This is a genomic window from Dichelobacter nodosus, assembly GCF_001263335.1.
In the GTDB taxonomy this organism is placed as follows: Bacteria; Pseudomonadota; Gammaproteobacteria; order Cardiobacteriales; family Cardiobacteriaceae; genus Dichelobacter; species Dichelobacter nodosus.
On record NZ_LGVW01000016.1, the window covers coordinates 1 to 18353 of the forward strand.

Consider the following 18353-nt stretch of genomic DNA (forward strand, 5'->3'; position numbering starts at 1 on the left):
CCCGTTATTAGGACGTTGTGTCCCTTTTTCGGGTCGTTATGTCCCGTTATTAGGACATTGTGTCCCGTTTTCGGGTCGTTATGTCCCGTTATTAGGACATTGTGTCCCTTTTTCGGGTCGTTATGTCCCGTTATTAGGACATTGTGTCCCGTTTTCGGGTCGTTATGTCCCGTTATTAGGACATTGTGTCCCTTTTTCGGGTCATCGTGTCCCGTTTTCGGGTCGTTATGTCCCGTTATTAGGACATTGTGTCCCGTTATTAGGACGTTGTGTCCCTTTTTCGGGTCATCGTGTCCCGTTATTAGGACGTTGTGTCCCTTTTTCGGGATATTATTTATTTTTTTTAGTTCTAAAGTCAATTTTAAATTGTATTTTGGAAAGGAAATTATTGTATAATTCCTAGCATGAGGCACGTTGCCGACTGTCTGACAAACTGACGTTTTCAGCCGTCGCGTGCCAAAGGGGATCCCCCTTTGAAACCCTATTGCGGAAAAATCAATGTGGAGACTTACTGACGTAAGGAAGATGAGATGGCATTAGAGACTCGCATTACTCTGCGGTTATCAGATGAATTGCAGGAAAAATATGCAGCAATTGCTGATCAAACGGGCAATACATTATCTGAAGTCATAAGACAGGTTTTACTAGAATCCAATCCTCAATTTATTGATAAATTAGCAATTGAAGATAGATTAAAAATCATTCGATTGATTTCAAAAAGTAGTAATAATTTAAATCAAATTGCAAGGCAGCTTAATTCATTAGCGCTCTATAATCAGCTTCATTATGATCAATGTATTCATTATTTGCGAATATTAGATACGATTGAAGCGCAACAACATATTTTTTTGAAGATGTTTAATGATTATTAGATTTAGAGGCGCATCTCATGGCGTTGTTACTTATTTACGCGATGGTAAAAAGAGCGGTAGATATTATTCGCGTGATGAATTAGATCAGCGCGTTCAATTATGCGGAAATTTAACCGAATTAGATACGGTTTTAAATAGTTTTGATAGAGAATGCAAAACACAAAAATATTTTCATATCAGTTTATCATTTAAAGAAAAAAACATTAGTGAAGAAGTATTGAAAAATATAGATGATGAGTTTCGAAAATTTATTTTTTCATCTTGTGTTGAAGGTGAATTTTATTATTTCAGTGAAATTCATTTTCCCAAAATACAATCGCTAATTGATATGCAGGGAAAAAACTTTAAAAGATATCCGCATATCCATGTTGTCATTCCGGAATATAATTTATATACCGGAAAAAGAGATAATCCACTTGGATTAGTAGATAAAAGGGAACGATATATCAATGCGTTTCAAGAATATATTAATGAAAAATATGAATTGGAGAGCCCAAAAGACAATCAGCGCACAATTAAGACAGGGCGAGAAGAAGTCATCGCACGGTATGAGATAAAACCAGATATGACTAACAAAGAAATCAAGCAAACCATATTTTCTATCATTCAAAATAATCCGCAGATTTCATCAGTTACAGAACTTGCACAAGTTATTAAAGGCTTTGGTACTGTCACAGTACGCGATTCAAAGAGTTTTGGGCAACCTTATATCAATCTAAAAATTGTTGGTAAAGATAAAGGAATTAATCTTAAAGATCCGGTTTTTCTCAATCATTATTTAGAAAACCGCACCGCGAACGTTGAGTTTGTTCATGACAATCAACATTTGCTTGATGAATGGTATGAATACGCTGCCTGCGAAGCGCGATTTGTCGAAAAAGCAGCAAAACATGAACGCGATGCCTATGTAGCAATGAATTTGCCAGAAAAAAAATCATGGTTAGCAGCACAGTGGCATCATCATCTCAAACACATCGGTTATGAAGATTCGCCACAAAGCACACATAACTTTAATTATGAAACTATTACAGTTACCTATGTTGATATTGATCACATTCCGCATATTGATGATGTGCCATATATTGGGGATTGTCGTCATCTTGATGAAATTCCCAACCTTGATGAAGCACCGCATATTAATGAAATTTATGGAGATTTAAATGATACAACCCAAATTGAGCAGAGAAACAGTCGATTCAGTATGCATGAGTTGCGAACACGCCGTGGTAATGGAAATCGCGGGCAACGAAAACCATTATCTATGCCGAATCTACTGCAAAATGATCAATGCCTTGACATGGTCAGAAATGAAAAAATCACATTTGAAGAGTTGTACACATCATCACATGAGAGAAATGTCGCCGCCAAACGATTCATAGATCAGCAAAATCAGCAGCGAGAAGTATTGAAACACCATTGGTCGGAATTAATTAATAGCATCGATAGCCGTAACTTTTTAAATTACATTAGCTATCATTATGGGTTAGAAGTTGATAATTATCGTATTGAAAAAAATAAATCTGGTAATGAAAGAATTATTGCTGATGACCGGAAATATAGCGTTTCTGACTTTCTCACTAAAAAAATGCATATGACTTGGACGGAAGCACAATCGATTTTACGTACCGTTGCGGCACAACAGCAAATCGGTGAACAGCGAAAAGCGGCAGTGACTTCACGATTAATGTGGCAGCGATTTATGCGTTATGAAGCTAATAAAAAGAATTTTTCAACGGTAAAAAGCGAGTATTTCACTCAACGTAGAATGATTAAAGCAAGATATCAGTATGTTCATAACGATGAGATAAGTCGCGGTGAAAATGCTGCTAAATACCGTCTAATCAAAATGCAAAAAGCAGCAGAACTTGCAAAATTAGAGCAGGAATATGAAGAACAGGCGCGTTATTATCGTCAAAAAATGCACGATCGTTATATGGAATATCTGTATGAAGAAGCTGAACAGGGTAATAGTGCGGCTTTGGGTGAATTAAACCGCATTTATCCGATTCGTGATTATGCGCAACGCGATGTATTCGAGATCTGTATTAAAGAGCAAAAACATCATAAACAACAGTTTAGCCTGATTGATTTAGATTATAAAGTTAAAATCAAGCGCAATGGAACAATTGAATATCAAGACGAACGCGAGAAAACGGTCATTATTGATAGTTACAACAGCATCAAAGTAACCGATCGCAGTGTAGATATCATCGTCAAAGCTTTGGAGTTAGCAAAGCTCAGATATGGTCGCGATGGATTTGAAATCAGAAATGCAACAGAGCAAGATCTTGTCGCTATTCAAGCAGCGGTAAATAAGACGGGCGTTGAAGTCCGCATTATGAATAAAGAGAAAAACCAAGACCGTGGACGTTGACATATATGGTTTTGGAAATAGAGGAATTGACATCTCTCTATAATATCGTGATAATTGTACATCAAATTGATGTATCTTGGAGAGATGTATGCAAGCAAGTGAGCGTATTAATATCAGAACTACTCCACAAGCAAAAGCCTTAATAGAACGCGTCAGCCAAAAGTTGGGCGTATCGGTGAGTAGTTTTATGGCACAAAGTGCTTATGAAAAAGCCTTAAACATAGAGCAATCCGAAATGATTTATTTAAATCAAGCGCAATGGCAACAGGTTTTATCGCTATTAGATGATGAACCCTCAGAGGAAATGAACAATCTTTTGAGCAGAGGATACCGTGCTATCGGTCGTTAAATTCGATAAATATTTTGAACGCGATACTTTTGATTGCGGTGTGCCAGTTCTGAACGACTTTTTGCAAACCAAAGCCAGTCAATATATTAAGCGACATGAAGCGGTGATTTACTGTGCTTATGATAATGAGCTAAAGAAAATCGCGGGATTTTATACCTTATCTAATACCGTCATCTGTCGACTTGATGACCCTGAAATGCTACGAAAACAACATCCAATTGCGCCTATTGGTTGCATTCTCATTGGGCGATTAGCGGTGGATATTCGTTATCAAGGACAAGGTTTAGGCTCAGATTTACTTATTCATGCCCTCAATACCATAAAGCTGATTGCTCAAATGACAGGCGTTGCTTTTGTGGTGGCTGATGCCAAAGATGAGACCGCTAAAAGTTTTTATGAAAAGTATGGCTTTAAATCGCTGACGACAAATCCGATGCGCTTATGTTATCCAGTAAAGCATTTGTAAGCTATGATGTAAATATGTGGCAATTAGCTAATTTATTAGAATAGTGATTATTCTTCGTTGTCCTAATTGCGGGCATACCGCAAAAGATAACCGACAAACGCAAGCAAATTTTGAATGCGTGAAATGCGGATACCAAAATAATGCCGATGTAGTTGGTGCAATCAATGTGTTAAAGCGTGGGCAAGAAATTTTGGCAGCGCAACAGTAAAAACAAGTTTCAGGGCAGGACGTGTCCGTAGCGCGTGTGAAGTGAACAATGCAGTAAGATTGTCAGCAGCACGAACCTACCGAAGTGATTTGCGAACGACTCGATGCCGTTGCAAACTCAGTAGGAATTCCAGCCCTTTAGGGAGGGAAGGACGTCAAGACTTCTGGTGTTGTGGCAATGCAACCCGACGGGAACAAGGAGAGTTATGTATCAGTACTTTGATTTGGATGACAAACGGTTTGAAAATTTAGTGATAGCTATTTGTAAAAAAATATTAGGGGAGGCTGTTCAAGGTTTTTCCACTGGAAAAGATGGTGGAAAGGACGGGGAGTTTGTGGGAATAGCTAATTTGTATCCTAGTGAGAAACAACCTTAGAAGGGTAGAACTATTATTCAAGCTAAACATACTCAAGGCGTAAATAAGCACTTTCTGGACAGTGACTTTTTTGGTAACAAAAGCTGCATATTAGCTCAAGAGGTAGAAAAAGTAAGACGAATGCAGAAAGATGGTTTGTTGGATCATTACATGTTATTTGCTAATCGCAATTTAACCGGTGGTGCGAAAGGCAAAATTATTTCATACATCATGGAAGAAACGGATTTAAAAGAGAATGATATTGCGATATTTGGCAATGATGATCTTGATCATTATCTTGCTTGTTATTCTGATATTCCGGATATGAAAAATATTGATCTCGAACCTTTAAACCATGCACCTGATTTAAGTTTAAATGAATTAGCAGAAGTAATTAGGTATTTTTCTGATGTATTTGATAGCAATAAAAAAAGCAAAAAGCTTACGGACATTATTAGAACCAGCTATAAAGAAAAAAACGAGTTAAATAATTTACGTTCTGATTCAGCTGATGCGCTTAGGAAATATTATATGGGTTATACACAGCAAATCGAAGAGTTTTTGAATGACCCACAAAATAAAAAATTGCAAGAATGCTATGAAAATTCTGTTCAAGAATTTCAGTTGCAGTACATCATACCTAAACAACGAGAACTAGAATATTTCGATGAAATTTTCAATGATCTAGTTAAATACTTAATAGAAAGGGATTATATTTTAAGAAAAAATCCCCGTTTAACGCGCATGATGGTTTTTTATATGTACTGGAATTGTGACATAGGAAAAGTAAATGATACGCCCGAATAAACATAATCATCCTGATAAAACTGTGGTTTATGCAAGTTTTCTTATGTTACGTGCACTAAAAAGTAAACGATTAATAGCTTATGATGATTTGTTAACTTTAATTAAAAAAGAAATTACAAGCGGTGAATATTTGTTTTTACCTGCTTTAAACCTCTTGTTTTTACTAGGGCTTGTCATTTATCGACCCAAAATAGATAAGTTGGAGTATGTTGAAAGAAAATCATGAAATTATCAAAGCTATATAGTAACTTACCTGATAAATTTTCTCCCATTACTTTTAATGATGGGGTGAATTTTATTTATGGTGACGTGAAGCATCCTAAAGATCATAAACTTGATTCTCATAATCTTGGCAAAACAACACTTGCTCGGCTTTTGGATTTCATGTTTTTAGCCAAAAAGAACAAAGAACAATTTCTCTATAAACATATTGAAATTTTTGAGCGATTTATATTTTTTTTAGAAATTAATCTTGAGACAGATCATTATTTAACTATTAGACGTAGTGTTGCTGAAGGGACTAAAGTCAGTTTTATCACTCATAAATGCCCTAATCAAGATTATAAAAATTTGGCAAATGAACAATGGGATCATATTGATTTACCATTTGAAAAGGCGAAAGAATATCTCGATGGGGTGCTTAATTTAACGGCGCTAAAAGATTGGAATTATCGACAATCGATCAGTTATCTTATCCGTACCCAAGATGATTTTGGAGAAGTATTTCAACTCAATAAGTATCGTGGTAAAGATATAAATTGGAAACCTTATTTAGCAGATTTATTAGGGTTTGACGGCAATTTAGCAAAACAACATTATGAAGTTGCAAAAGAAGAAGAGGCTATAAAGAAACAGATTAGGGAAATAAATAATTCTGATGAAAAAAGCGTCAGTGAGGCATTGAGTAAAATTGATGGACGTTTGCTTTTATACGAAGATGAATTGAATAAAACCCAAAATTTTATTGAAAGTTTTAATTTCCATGAAATTGATAAACAAACAATAGAACGCCTAGTAGAGGAAATTGATAATCAAATTATTTACCTTAATAAGAAAGAATACACGCTCAAAAATAGTATTCAACGCATTGAGCGCTCTTTTACAGAAAATAAGATTAAATTTGATTCTAATGAGGTTAAAAAGCTATTCGAAGAAGCCCAAGTTTTATTTCCCGAACAAATTATTAAAAATTTTGAGCAATTGATTGCTTTTAATGAGGAAATTACAAGAGAGCGCAACGGTTATCTCAAACAAGAACTTGATGAACATAAGACAGAACTCGAAAAGATTAACGAGCAATTGAAGCAGTTAAATAAGCAGCGCAGCGAACAGTTACAATTTTTAAAAGAAAATGAATTGTTCATAAAATTTAAAGAATCTAATCAGCAAGTTGTGCATATTCAGGCAGAAATATTGAATCTTAAACAAAAGAAAGAAAGTATTGAGCAGGTTCTAGCACTACAAAAGCAACAAAGAGAGTTAAAAGGCACTTTAGATGATATTAAAAATAAAATGCAGGCTAATGTCACCTCTGTGAATGGGGCAAACGATGGCATATTTGCTAATATTCGATTGTATTTCAATGAAGTAATTAGTAAAGTTTTGAGTAAACGTGGGGAACTTTCCGTATTCTTAAACGAGGCAGATAACTTAGAGTTTCAAGCGGAATATCAAGATAAAACAGGTAAAAATACTAGCGAAAGTAAAGGGGGATCCTACCAGAAATTGCTTTGTATTGCTTTTGACTTAGCTGTAACTAGAGCATATCTTGGGCAGAAGTTTCCACAATTCATCTATATTGATGGTGTTTTTGATAGCCTTGATGATCGTAAAAAAGAGTTATTATTGGAAGTACTGAGAGAGTATGGAAAGATGGGCATTCAAATTATTGCGACTACTATCAATACTGAGGCTAAAGGTTTACCACTAATTGAATCTGAAATAACTTTAAAGTTGCATGATGACGGTCAAAGTGGACGGTTATTTAAAATGGACATTTTTTAATAATTTATCGATTTTTTGGGAAGGCTCTACTTCTCTCATTGAAAAGTTCTGTAAAACCTTGGGAAATTTTCCCAAGGTTTCTACTTGATTCAATCATGAACTTTTATTGAAAATAAAAAGATTCACCGAATTGTTGCCCTTTTTCAAAAACTTTCAATTCAAATAACACTGCTGAACAGCCTGCAATTTTTTCTGGATCATTATCTTTGGTTTTTCTCCCTTTGTAACATGAATTACCCGCACGAAAATGTGCTGGAACCGTTTTATAAGCAGCGCAACTTGTCTTGTTTTTTCGCTCAATATAGCGTTCACAAACGCGATGTTCTTCAATTTTTAGCACTTTCTTGAATGTATAAGTGAAGTCATCAGGATTTGTTTGCTTGTCTTTTACTGCGCATGCAGAAAATGGCGGTAACGGACTTTTGCCCTTTCTTATGCGATGTTTCATTGCTTTTTTTGCTGCAGCACAACCGCTGGGAAATCCGCTCGGCGCACATAACCAGATCGCGCATTCATCTTGAGACGCAGCAATTGCTGGTGAGGAATAAATAGTAAATGTAGCAAGTGCAATACTTGAAATAATGGGTAATGCGTATTTTTTCATAGTGACTTTTATCCTTTATAAGTAGTTTTCCTTCATAAAATCAATAACATCATTCCTTTTAACGTTAGGATATGTTATATACCTGATGCTCAAAATAATTGCGGAATTCATGCTGATATTGTGGGATTTAGCGAATTTAGATATAGCGACATGAATTTCAGGTGGTAGCCTTAACTGTGTTCGTACCCAATTATCTTGAGTATTTTTCTTCTTTTTTATGCTCATCTTTCCCGTTCTGTTTTGCTCTTAATTTCTTTAAATTGCTTTATTGGTTTGGCAGTTTCTTTCTCTCCTTTAGATGGTATTGCTGCCAATTCAGCTTCTTTTTTAGCTTTTTCTTGTTCAGATTTAGCAGCGTGTTCAAGTTCTTGTTTTGCCATTGGGAGATTTTTTTTCATATCTTCAGTAATTTTTTTCAAATTTTCTGTACCTCCTTTTTTTATGACATGAGTCAGCTGTTTTGTAATTTCTTTGTCTAAATCGTTATATTCCTGTTCATTAAGCGGCATGACGTTATTTATTTCATTTAGTATTTCTAACTTTGCCGCTTGAATGCTTTGTTCATTGTTAACAATCTGTTCCGATCGCTCTTGCTTCTTTTGAGATGATGCATGATCTGCTTCTTTTTCTTGGGGAGAAGGTTGTCTTGGTTTAATGTCCAGCGCTTCTGCTAGACTTTTACCTTTTTCTTTTTGCATTCGCTCTTGTGCACCAAGTAGCCGTTTTTTATCGGCTTCGGTCGGTTGATAGCCGATAGTTTCTAACCCCCTCATATTGGCTTGAAACCACATTTCTGCTTTGGCTGTTTTGCTGCCGCCGGTAATTTTGATGACGTCCCACCCTTTATCTTGGGCAATATCTAGAGCTGCTCGAATATTTTGATCTGTGTTGTCACAAACGATTTTATTTTTGTTAATCGTAATCCGGCTTTTATCTTTTTTATGTTCAAAGATAAATTCATTCCGATTGAATAAGCGTTGGAATGTATTTTGTTTTACTTCTTCATATTCTGAGTTGGTATTGAAATGTGTAAAGACATATTGGAGATCAAATACCCCAATCGTTTTTTCATCAGGCTTAACTGGAGTATTCGCTGGAGCTGGTGCTAGTGTATTGAGTTTTTTTTCTGTTGAACCGAAAGTAAATTCTAAGCGCTCAAACTTATTGTTTTTATTGAGATTTTTACCGTATTCTGGTTCAGAAAGAGGCGACAAGGGTTCTGTAGGATTGGGAGAGCCTAGCTCTTCTGTTGCTGACTTTTTCTGATCTCTTCCTCGATGAGCGCTTGAATGTCCTGATCCCCACAGGTTGATCGTTTCGCTACCATTTTGCGATATTCCTCGTCCGTCGCCATCCTGTAGCTGTTCAACACGAACGCGTGATGAAACCACTTCTGATAGCTGTCTTGCTCTTTGTTCAGATCCTGCGGCTTGTTTGAAACAGTCATAATCGATAACCCCTTGTTGATATTGTTTAATAAGACGATTTTCTAAACGCTGAGTGATTTGCTGCTCTGTGCCTTGAGATTGTAGCACAGCTAAATGTTCCCAACCATTATAGGTTTTAATACTATGATTTCCTTCGGGCTTATCTACAATACTCAGTGTAAGCTTGTCGCCAAATTGATTATGCAGATATTTAAGCCCTTCATAGGTATTACCCTGTATACGTGCCATCGTAGCAATAGGTGCTCCACGCCCATCCTCAGGATCATAATAACGTTTAAATGTGTTATCTAAGGCTTGTTCAGGCAAAGGATTGATGGCAATAATTTCAACCTGATAACCTTTATCTATCGCTTGCTGAATTTTCTCCATTATTGCAGGATTTTGTGGAGCATTGGCTAACTGCCCTTCAAAAATAACTTTTATATCCTCATCTAGTTGTCCATTATTAATAACAGCGGAGGTTTTACCTGCACCAGGACTACCCGTTAGAAAAACAACACGTTTTTTTCCATCAACAGACGATTCTTCTAGCATTTGTTCAAAATGCTTGGCTGCTAATGCAGCTGCACTATTATGCACCGCATTATTATATTGATTGCGATGCGCTGGAGACTGACGATAATCCTTAAAAACTTCTTTCATCATGTCCGAGGCAATATAGCGTCCCTGAAAAGTGCTATCCATTCTTTTATACGCATTAATCAATTCTTGAGTCTGATTTTGAGCAAGCCAAACAGCGTTTTTTTGCACTTTTTCTAAGACAGCATCATGCTTGAAGTCCTTGAGGATAATTTGTAAATTCTCTTGCGAGGTACTCGATTGATTTTCGTTCATAAATATCTCCTTTATCTTAGATCAAGCAAGTGTTGATGCTTGTTCTGCATTCTGCTCAATGACTAAACTTAGCAAATTAGTGAGAACATCGACTTTGACATTTTTTCTAAGCGTTCCGTTTAATTTGTCTTCAAGTACATCAGGCAGACTTTGAATGTGTTCTCGTATGCCTTTTTGAACTTTTTCTTCAGGTGATGTTCGCTCTTCAAGCGTTAATACCTTTGCTTTTCCTTGAAAACGCTTAAATCGAGTAACAAAAACAGGATCTTTCCAGTAGCAATTTTTTTCTGCCATGATTGGGTGTGATAAGCCTTCAAACAAAATGATTTCTTTAGTTGTGGGCATTGCGCGTAATTCCTGCGGCATCATCAAATCACGTTGTTGTAGAGTTTCAGTTCGTGAAATACCGCGACTACCGCCGCCTCGAGATTGAGAAGTATCTTCTCGAACGGTAATTTTGCCGAGGAGTTTGGAGTAAGATTCGCTATCTTGAACGTCGTTTGGCTTATAAAGAATTTTGAGAGCAATATTGGTCAAAATATTGCGGGTACCGTGTTCGCCATAAACTTTGCGATCGGCTAATTGTGCGGGCGATTGTGCAATGAAAAGCAAACGCAAATTATATCCAGCCATATAAGATACTGCCTTTTCTAAAATAGCAATCCGTCCCGCGGCAGTTCCTTCGTCCATCAACATAAGGCATTGATACTTTAAATCCGGATCATTTTGCGGCAACACACTTGTATTCTCGTTAATGAGTTGAGAGTAAAATAAGTTGATGATTTTGCTGGCTTTGGATAGATCCTTGGGTTGAATACCCAAGTAGATCGTCATTTTCTTACGGCGTACATCGCGCAAATCAAAGTCATCACCTGAAGTTGCATCAGATACCGGTTGAGACAACCACGGCGTTAAATTAGCGGTGAGCGTTGCTAAAATAGAGGCAAAAGTTTTATCTCCAGCACTGACTGCGCTATTGATAGTTTGAGAAGCGATGGTTGAGATAAAAGTATCTTGCATGAGCGAGGAAAAATGTGCGATAGCATCACCGCTAAATTGTGTTGCTAAATCGAGGATTTCTTTGATAGTGGGCACATAAACTAAATTATCTTTCTGCCAGAAAGCTTCTTTGTCTAAGCAATATAAACCCAAGCCAAGAAATAATTTTCGAGCAGATTCTTCGAAAAAACTATCATCACCGCCGCTATCAGGAATTAAACAAATCGCAATTTGATTTAAATCATCAACGCGTTGTTCTGCACTGCGAGATACATAAGACAATGGATTCCATCGCGCCGTCCGTCCTTCGGGATTGAATGGATCAAAAAGATATACATCATGCCCGCATTGGGCACGATAAGCAGCAGTAATCTCAAACAATTCTTGCTTAATATCGGAAACAACCATGCTGTGCTCATAAGACAGTCCCACCGGAATCACAACACCAACGCCTTTTCCAGAACGAGTTGGTGCGGCAAGGTAAGCAAATAACTGACCGCCTAAGGCAATGTATCGTGTGCCAATTTTGCCAACAATAATTTTATTACCTGCAAATAATCCTTTATTTTCCTTGACTTGTTTCGTATCAATCAATAGACCGGCTTTGGTAATTTCTTTGAGTGTAGCAAAGCGTGCATCTCCATATAAGCTTTGTTTTTGTTCAAATATTTTTACTAAAATCATGAAAATACAAAGATGTAGCGCTCCTGAAATGTACCATGCCGCTTTAAATTGACCGGCATAATGCGCGCCATACTTTAATTGATACAAAATAATGCTGTGTGGAAAACTGCTGACTTTGTTATTCAATACAAAATGATGTTTGAGAAGCGCTTCAAGATAATTTGTTCCCGCGGGTATGCTCATCAAAACGCGAAAAGCAAAGCTGGCGCACGTTAAAAAAGAAATTACAAATAGTATGATGATTATCATTAGAACAAAGGGACTTTTTCTTTCTTCCATTTATCTTTCCTTGCTTTTATCAGTGGAGTGATTTTGGGTTTTCTCATTTTGGGTATGACGAATATTGACTTTGACAGCTTTCATCATGGCATCTTCAATAATAAGCGGGTGTTGCCCTTGAACAGCCAGCATGGCTTTTTTATCCAAAATAAAACCCGCGGCTGCAGCGGATCTTTGCATCAGATCCCATTGCGTAATCGCGCCTTGCGTTGCTTTAAAGAGTGCTCTACCGGCTTCTCTGGGTGATAAACCCGATAAGTTTATGATTTCATGATTTTTCTCTTCATGGATATGAGCAACTTTTGCAGTATAAAAATTGACAATATCTTCACTATTGAGTACCATTCTTCCCGTCGGGAATGAGTTTTTGCTCCTGCTATTGGTTAAGTCTTTTAGCGCCCCAGCCCCCAAAAGTGAAATAAGCATCTCATTGGTGCTTTGGTTTCCATGAATTTGGGACAGTTGTGTGGATTCCCGATTTCTTTCTTGTCTAATGTAGACAATGTCTCTTTCTAAGCCTATTTGACCATCAGCTCTGTCATATCCCAACCAGTTTTTTAAATTACTGCGGTTGTAGACGCTTGCAATTTCGTTACTTACTCCATGTGTAGATGCTTTGTTCAAATGAATGGGTACAAAGTAAGTTTCATTTTTTGTTTTATCTTCAATATCAATGATTGCTACGAGACCTCTCTCCATATTATTTACTACAATTAAGGGATTAGAGAGGTAAACGGGCAGGGCTTGTACTTGCTCAAGAGTTAAATCATGACCAAAATTTTTTCCTTGCTGAAATCCCATGATTTTTCTGATGTCATCTTTAGTTAGCGTCATCATGAGTTCTTTGACTTCAAGATTGGGACGTAATCCATTGAGTGCGAGATAAACCGTTGGCGTTGGAAAACTTGCTGGTTGCGGGCGACTTGCCAAAGATGTGGATAAACGTTCAACATCTTTAGCAAATTGCGCAGCAGTTTGAGGCTCTGGTTTAAAAACCTTATCCCAAAGCGCTTGAGTTTCGTTCTTCTCTTTATCCATTGAGCATCTCGATTATTACGTTCATCTTGTAATATCCTTGGGATTACGCGTTTTCTCATTTTGGGTATGACGAACATTGACTTTGACGGCTTTCATTAGAGTGTCTTCAATGATGAGTGGGTATTGTCCTTGAACAGCCAGCATGGCTTTTTTATCCAAAATAAAACCTGCTGCAGTTGCAGAACGTTCCATCAAATCCCATTGCGTAATCGCGCCTTGCGTTGCTTTAAAGAGTGCTCTACCGGCTTCTCTGGGTGATAAACCCGATAAGTTTATGATTTCATGATTTTTCTCTTCATGGATATGAGCAATTTTTGCAGTATAAAAATTGACAATATCTTCACTATTGAGTACCATTCTTCCCGTCGGGAATGAGTTTTTACTCCTGCTATTGGTTAAGTCTTTTAGCGCCCCCACCCCCAAAAGAGAGATTAGTATCTGATTGGTATTTAATTTCTCCCCAGTTTGGGACAGTCGTGCGGATTCCCGATTTCTTTCTTGTCTGATGTAGACGATGTCTTTTTCTAATCCTGTTTGACCATCGATTCTGTCGTATCCTAGCCAGTTTTTTAAGTTGCTGCGGTTATAGACACTTGCAATTTTATTATTTGCTTTGCGTTGATGAAGCTTGTCTAGATGAATGGGTACAAAATATATTTTATTTTGCTCCTTATTTCTCACATCAATAATTGCCACAAGGCTTTCATCTGTATCTCGTACAACAAGCAATGGATTAGACAAATAAATAGGAAGTTTTTCTAATTGATCAAGCGGTATGTCATGATCTTTTAATTCAGGATCTCCTTCTTTATATTTTGCTTGTCCTATTGATTTTTTAAGATCTTCTTTAGTTAAAGTCATCATGAGATTTTTGACTTCAAGATTGGGACGCAATCCATTTAAAGCAAGATAAACCATGGGGGTTGGAAAACTTGCTGGCTGCGGGCGACTCGCCAATGATGTTGATAACCGTTTAACATCTTTTGCAAATTGCGCTGCTATTTGTGGCTCTGGTTTAAAAACCTTATCCCAAAGCGCTTGAGTTTCGTTCTTCTCTTTATCCATTGAGCATCTCGATTATTACGTTCATCTTGTAATATCCTTGGGATTACGCGTTTTCTCATTTTGGGTATGACGAACATTGACTTTGACGGCTTTCATTAGAGTGTCTTCAATAATAAGCGGGTGTTGTCCTTGAACAGCCAGCATGGCTTTTTTATCCAAAATAAACCCTGCTGCAGTTGCAGAACGTTCCATCAAATCCCATTGCGTAATCGCGCCTTGCGTTGTTTTAAAGAGTGCTCTACCGGCTTCTCTGGGTGATAAACCCGATAAGTTTATGATTTCATGATTTTTCTCTTCATGGATATGAGCAACTTTTGCAGTATAAAAATTGACAATATCTTCACTATTGAGTACTATTTTTCCCGTCGGGAATGAGTTTTTGCTCCTGCTATTGGTTAAGTCTTTTAGCGCCCCAGCCCCCAAAAGTGAAATAAGCATCTCATTGGTGCTTTGGTTTCCATTAGTTTGGGACAGTTGTGTGGATTCCCGATTTCTTTCTTGTCTAATGTAGACAATGTCTTTTTCTAAGCCTATTTGACCATCGGTTCTGTCGTATCCTAACCAGTTTTTTAAATTACTGCGGTTGTAGGCGCTTGCAATTTCGTTACTTGCTCCATGTGTAGATGCTTTGTTCAGATGAATGGGTACAAAGTAGGTTTCATTTTTTGTTTTATCTTCAATATCAATGATTGCTACGAGACTCCTATCAGTATCGCGTACGACCATGAGAGGGTTACTTAGATAAAGGGGAAGTATTTGTATTTGATCAAGAGAAAGATCATGATCCTTTTTTTTATCTTTATGCAACCCCATGATTTTTTTAGTATCATTTTTAGTTAGCGTCATCATGAGTTCTTTGACTTCAAGATTGGGACGCAATCCATTGAGTGCGAGATAAACCGTTGGCGTTGGAAAACTTGCTGGCTGCGGGCGACTCGCCAATGATGTTGATAACCGTTTAACATCTTTTGCAAATTGCGCTGCTATTTGTGGCTCTGGTTTAAAAACCTTATCCCAAAGCGCTTGAGTTTCGTTCTTCTCTTTATCCATTGAGCATCTCGATTATTACGTTCATCTTGTAATATCCTTGGGATTACGCGTTTTCTCATTTTGGGTATGACGAACATTGACTTTGACGGCTTTCATTAGAGTGTCTTCAATAATAAGCGGGTGTTGTCCTTGAACAGCCAGCATGGCTTTTTTATCCAAAATAAACCCTGCTGCAGTTGCAGAACGTTCCATCAAATCCCATTGCGTAATCGCGCCTTGCGTTGCTTTAAAGAGTGCTCTACCGGCTTCTCTGGGTGATAAACCCGATAAGTTTATGATTTCATGATTTTTCTCTTCATGGATATGAGCAATTTTTGCAGTATAAAAATTGACAATATCTTCACTATTGAGTACTATTTTCTCCGTCGGGAATGAGTTTTTGCTCCTGCTATTGGTTAAGTCTTTTAGCGCCCCCACACCCAAAAGTGAAATAAGCATCTCATTGGTGCTTTGGTTTCCATGAGTTTGGGAGAGTCGTGTGGATTCCCGATTTCTTTCTTGTCTAATGTAGACAATGTCTTTTTCTAAACCTATTTGACCATCAGCTCTGTCGTATCCTAACCAACTCTTTAGATTACCGCGGTGGTAGGCACTCGCAATCTCATTACTGATTTTACGTCCATATAATTTGTTCAAATGAATGGGTACAAAGTAAGTTTCATTTTTTGTTTTACTTTCAATATCAATGATTGCTACGAGGCTTCTATCAGTATCACGCACCACAATTAAGGGATTAGAGAGATAAACGGGTAGGGCTTGTACTTGCTCAAGAGTTAAATCATGATCAAAGCTTTTTCCTTGATGAAAACCCATGATTTTTCTGGTGTCATCTTTGGTTAACGTCATCATGAGCTCTTTGACTTCAAGATTGGGACGTAATCCGTTGAGTGCAAGATAAACCGTTGGCGTTGGAAAACTTGCTGGTTGCGGGTAACTGGCTTTAGTTTCGGATAAACGTTCAACATCTTTGGCAAATTGCGCAGCAGTTTGAGGCTCTGGTTTAAAAACCTTATCCCAAAGCGCTTGGGTTTCGTTCTTCTCTTTATCCATTGAGCATCTCGATTATTACGTTCATCTTGTAATATCCTTGGGATTACGCGTTTTCTCATTTTGGGTATGACGAATATTGACTTTGACGGCTTTCATTAGAGTGTCTTCAATGATGAGTGGGTGTTGTCCTTGAACAGCCAGCATGGCTTTTTTATCCAAAATAAAACCCGCGGCTGCGGCGGATCTTTGCATCAGATCCCATTGCGAGAGAGCGCCTTGAGTTACCTGAAATAATTTCTTGCCCGCTTCTCGAGGGCAGAGACCATGAAGATTGATCAGGGATTCCGTTTGTTTAGTGGGCGTATGAGTGTTAGGAGTTTGTTGAAGATGCTTTTCTGTATTGACAGTTAAGGCAATATGTAGTAAGTTGTGAACGTCTGCTGAGGTCAGCGACGTCGGGTGCCGAGATGCTTTTTGCATCTGGTCGGTTCGACAGAGTCGGGGCACCAGCAGATTTTCTTTTTCTATCACGCTATGTAGATACATCTTTTGGATATTCATATCCTTGTGTACCAAAACAGTCGCGATACGTTCGCCAGTATGTTTTTGGTTTGTTATAAAAATTGGTGCAGAAACAAAATAGCTTCTTTCATTGTCTCTCGCATCATCAACGGCAACAATAATTCCTTTCTCAAGAACATCTTTCACCGCTAAAAACGCCATGTTTTTATAGTCATTTACGTTTCCATGCCAAAGGCTTCTTTCTGCGGATCTTTTATCAAATCCCACTGCTCCTATCACGGGATGTATTGCATAACCGCCTTGTTGTTGAAAAATATGAGCTGCCCATTTGGCGATTTCTGTTTTACTTTTAACTTTCGGCAAATCAATTTGGCTTTCATTCAAATAAGAAACAGGTTGTCCGTTTAAGACTTGATGCACTTTGATGATATATTCAGGATCCTTCCAATCGATTTCCGGCAACCCTGCACGCCATTTTTGCGGTTTACTCATCAGAGTGTCTTCAATGATGAGTGGGTGTTGTCCTTGAACAGCCAGCATGGCTTTTTTATCCAAAATAAAACCCGCGGCTGCGGCGGATCTTTGCATCAGATCCCATTGCGAGAGAGCGCCTTGAGTTACCTGAAATAATTTCTTGCCCGCTTCTCGAGGGCAGAGACCATGAAGATTGATCAGGGATTCCGTTTGTTTAGTGGGCGTATGAGCGTTAGGAGTTTGTTGAAGATGCTTTTCTGTATTGACAGTTAAGGCAATATGTAGTATGTTTTGAATGTCTGCTGGTGTCAGCGAAGTCGGGTGCCGAGGTGCTTTTTGCATCTGGTCGGTTCGACACTGTAGGGGCATCAGCAGATTTTCTTTTTCTATCACGCTATGTAGATACATCTTTTGGATATTCATATCCTTGTGTACCAAAACAGTCGCGATACGTTCGCCAGTATGTTTTTGGTTTGTTATAAAAATTGGTGCAGAAACAAAATAGCTTCTTTCATTGTCTCTCGCATCATCAACGGCAACAATAATTCCTTTCTCAAGAACATCTTTCACCGCTAAAAATGCCATGTTCTTGTATTTGCTAAAACCACCATGTCCAAGGCTTCTTTCTGCGGATCTTTTATCAAATCCCACTGCTCCTATCACGGGATGTATTGCGTAACCGCCTTGTTGTTGAAAAATATGAGCTGCCCATTTGGCAATGACTGTTTTATTCCCAGTTTGAGGTAAATCAATTTGGCTTTCATTCAAATAAGAAACAGGTTGTCCGTTTAAGACTTGATGCACTTTGATGATATATTCAGGATCCTTCCAATCGATTTCCGGCAACCCTGCACGCCATTTTTGCGGTTTACTCATCTTTCTTTCTCTTTATCTGAGTACTGTCTGTTGCTGGCGTTTTGAATATGTGGAT

The 18353-nt window shown here is 37.8% G+C and carries 17 protein-coding genes and 2 pseudogenes; 9 read left to right on the forward strand and 10 right to left on the reverse strand.

All coding sequences use genetic code 11. The features are described from left to right. A pseudogene (locus AKG33_RS07360) lies at positions 1-359 on the reverse strand (hypothetical protein); the annotation flags it as partial. A 171-nt stretch (positions 360-530) separates the two neighbouring features. Between AKG33_RS07360 and AKG33_RS03515 the strand changes: the two are divergent. The 9 genes and pseudogenes from AKG33_RS03515 to AKG33_RS03545 all read left to right on the forward strand — a co-directional run bounded on the left by AKG33_RS03515 (position 531) and on the right by AKG33_RS03545 (position 7435). Next, positions 531-872, forward strand: a complete 342-nt coding sequence (locus AKG33_RS03515) for a plasmid mobilization protein (protein ID WP_050707943.1) — start codon at positions 531-533, stop codon at positions 870-872. Further along, positions 862-3246, forward strand: a complete 2385-nt coding sequence (locus AKG33_RS03520; RefSeq protein WP_050707944.1) for a hypothetical protein — start codon at positions 862-864, stop codon at positions 3244-3246. Before AKG33_RS03515 ends, AKG33_RS03520 begins: the two co-directional genes overlap by 11 nt. Before the next feature lie 88 nt (positions 3247-3334). Beyond that, positions 3335-3595 (forward strand): type II toxin-antitoxin system TacA family antitoxin, encoded by a 261-nt coding sequence (locus AKG33_RS03525; RefSeq protein ID WP_050707945.1) that lies wholly within the window; start codon positions 3335-3337, stop codon positions 3593-3595. Next, positions 3579-4061 (forward strand): GNAT family N-acetyltransferase, encoded by a 483-nt coding sequence (locus AKG33_RS03530; RefSeq protein ID WP_050707946.1) that lies wholly within the window; start codon positions 3579-3581, stop codon positions 4059-4061. The genes AKG33_RS03525 and AKG33_RS03530 overlap by 17 nt, the downstream gene beginning before the upstream one ends. Positions 4062-4119: 58 nt before the next feature. Further along, positions 4120-4269, forward strand: a pseudogene (locus AKG33_RS07170) (zinc ribbon domain-containing protein); the annotation flags it as partial. A gap of 205 nt (positions 4270-4474) precedes the next feature. After that, positions 4475-4645: a hypothetical protein gene (locus AKG33_RS07365; RefSeq protein WP_161802460.1), complete on the forward strand. Its 171-nt coding sequence runs from the start codon at positions 4475-4477 to the stop codon at positions 4643-4645. A gap of 150 nt (positions 4646-4795) precedes the next feature. Continuing rightward, positions 4796-5431, forward strand: a complete 636-nt coding sequence (locus AKG33_RS03535) for an ABC-three component system protein (RefSeq protein ID WP_050707947.1) — start codon at positions 4796-4798, stop codon at positions 5429-5431. Continuing rightward, the gene (locus tag AKG33_RS03540; RefSeq protein ID WP_050707948.1) at positions 5415-5657 is read left to right on the forward strand and encodes an ABC-three component system middle component 8; all 243 of its coding nucleotides are present in this window, start codon (positions 5415-5417) and stop codon (positions 5655-5657) included. Before AKG33_RS03535 ends, AKG33_RS03540 begins: the two co-directional genes overlap by 17 nt. Further along, positions 5654-7435: a DUF2326 domain-containing protein gene (locus AKG33_RS03545; RefSeq protein ID WP_050707949.1), complete on the forward strand. Its 1782-nt coding sequence runs from the start codon at positions 5654-5656 to the stop codon at positions 7433-7435. The genes AKG33_RS03540 and AKG33_RS03545 overlap by 4 nt, the downstream gene beginning before the upstream one ends. Before the next feature lie 103 nt (positions 7436-7538). Here the strand turns inward: AKG33_RS03545 and AKG33_RS03550 are convergent, their stop codons facing one another. The 9 genes from AKG33_RS03550 to AKG33_RS03590 form a co-directional block, all read right to left on the reverse strand. Next, positions 7539-8039, reverse strand: coding sequence for a hypothetical protein (locus tag AKG33_RS03550; protein ID WP_050707950.1), 501 nt, complete (start codon positions 8037-8039; stop codon positions 7539-7541). A gap of 15 nt (positions 8040-8054) precedes the next feature. After that, positions 8055-8264, reverse strand: a complete 210-nt coding sequence (locus AKG33_RS07615; RefSeq protein ID WP_050707951.1) for a toxin-antitoxin system HicB family antitoxin — start codon at positions 8262-8264, stop codon at positions 8055-8057. Beyond that, a complete protein-coding gene (locus AKG33_RS03560) occupies positions 8261-10321 on the reverse strand; it encodes an LPD7 domain-containing protein (protein WP_050707952.1) in 2061 nt (686 codons plus the stop codon). Before AKG33_RS03560 ends, AKG33_RS07615 begins: the two co-directional genes overlap by 4 nt. A gap of 21 nt (positions 10322-10342) precedes the next feature. Further along, entirely contained in the window at positions 10343-12004 is a 1662-nt protein-coding gene (locus tag AKG33_RS03565) for a type IV secretory system conjugative DNA transfer family protein (protein WP_161802461.1), read from the reverse strand. A gap of 279 nt (positions 12005-12283) precedes the next feature. Continuing rightward, entirely contained in the window at positions 12284-13321 is a 1038-nt protein-coding gene (locus AKG33_RS03570; RefSeq protein WP_050707954.1) for a MuF-C-terminal domain-containing protein, read from the reverse strand. 21 nt (positions 13322-13342) lie between these two features. Next, positions 13343-14386 (reverse strand): MuF-C-terminal domain-containing protein, encoded by a 1044-nt coding sequence (locus AKG33_RS03575; protein ID WP_050707955.1) that lies wholly within the window; start codon positions 14384-14386, stop codon positions 13343-13345. Between the two features lie 21 nt (positions 14387-14407). Further along, the gene (locus AKG33_RS03580; protein ID WP_050707956.1) at positions 14408-15436 is read right to left on the reverse strand and encodes a MuF-C-terminal domain-containing protein; all 1029 of its coding nucleotides are present in this window, start codon (positions 15434-15436) and stop codon (positions 14408-14410) included. A gap of 21 nt (positions 15437-15457) precedes the next feature. Further along, entirely contained in the window at positions 15458-16486 is a 1029-nt protein-coding gene (locus AKG33_RS03585) for a MuF-C-terminal domain-containing protein (protein WP_050707957.1), read from the reverse strand. A gap of 21 nt (positions 16487-16507) precedes the next feature. Further along, complete coding sequence (locus AKG33_RS03590) at positions 16508-18298, reverse strand: hypothetical protein (RefSeq protein WP_050707958.1); 1791 nt, start codon at positions 18296-18298, stop codon at positions 16508-16510. Positions 18299-18353 lie beyond the last annotated feature (55 nt).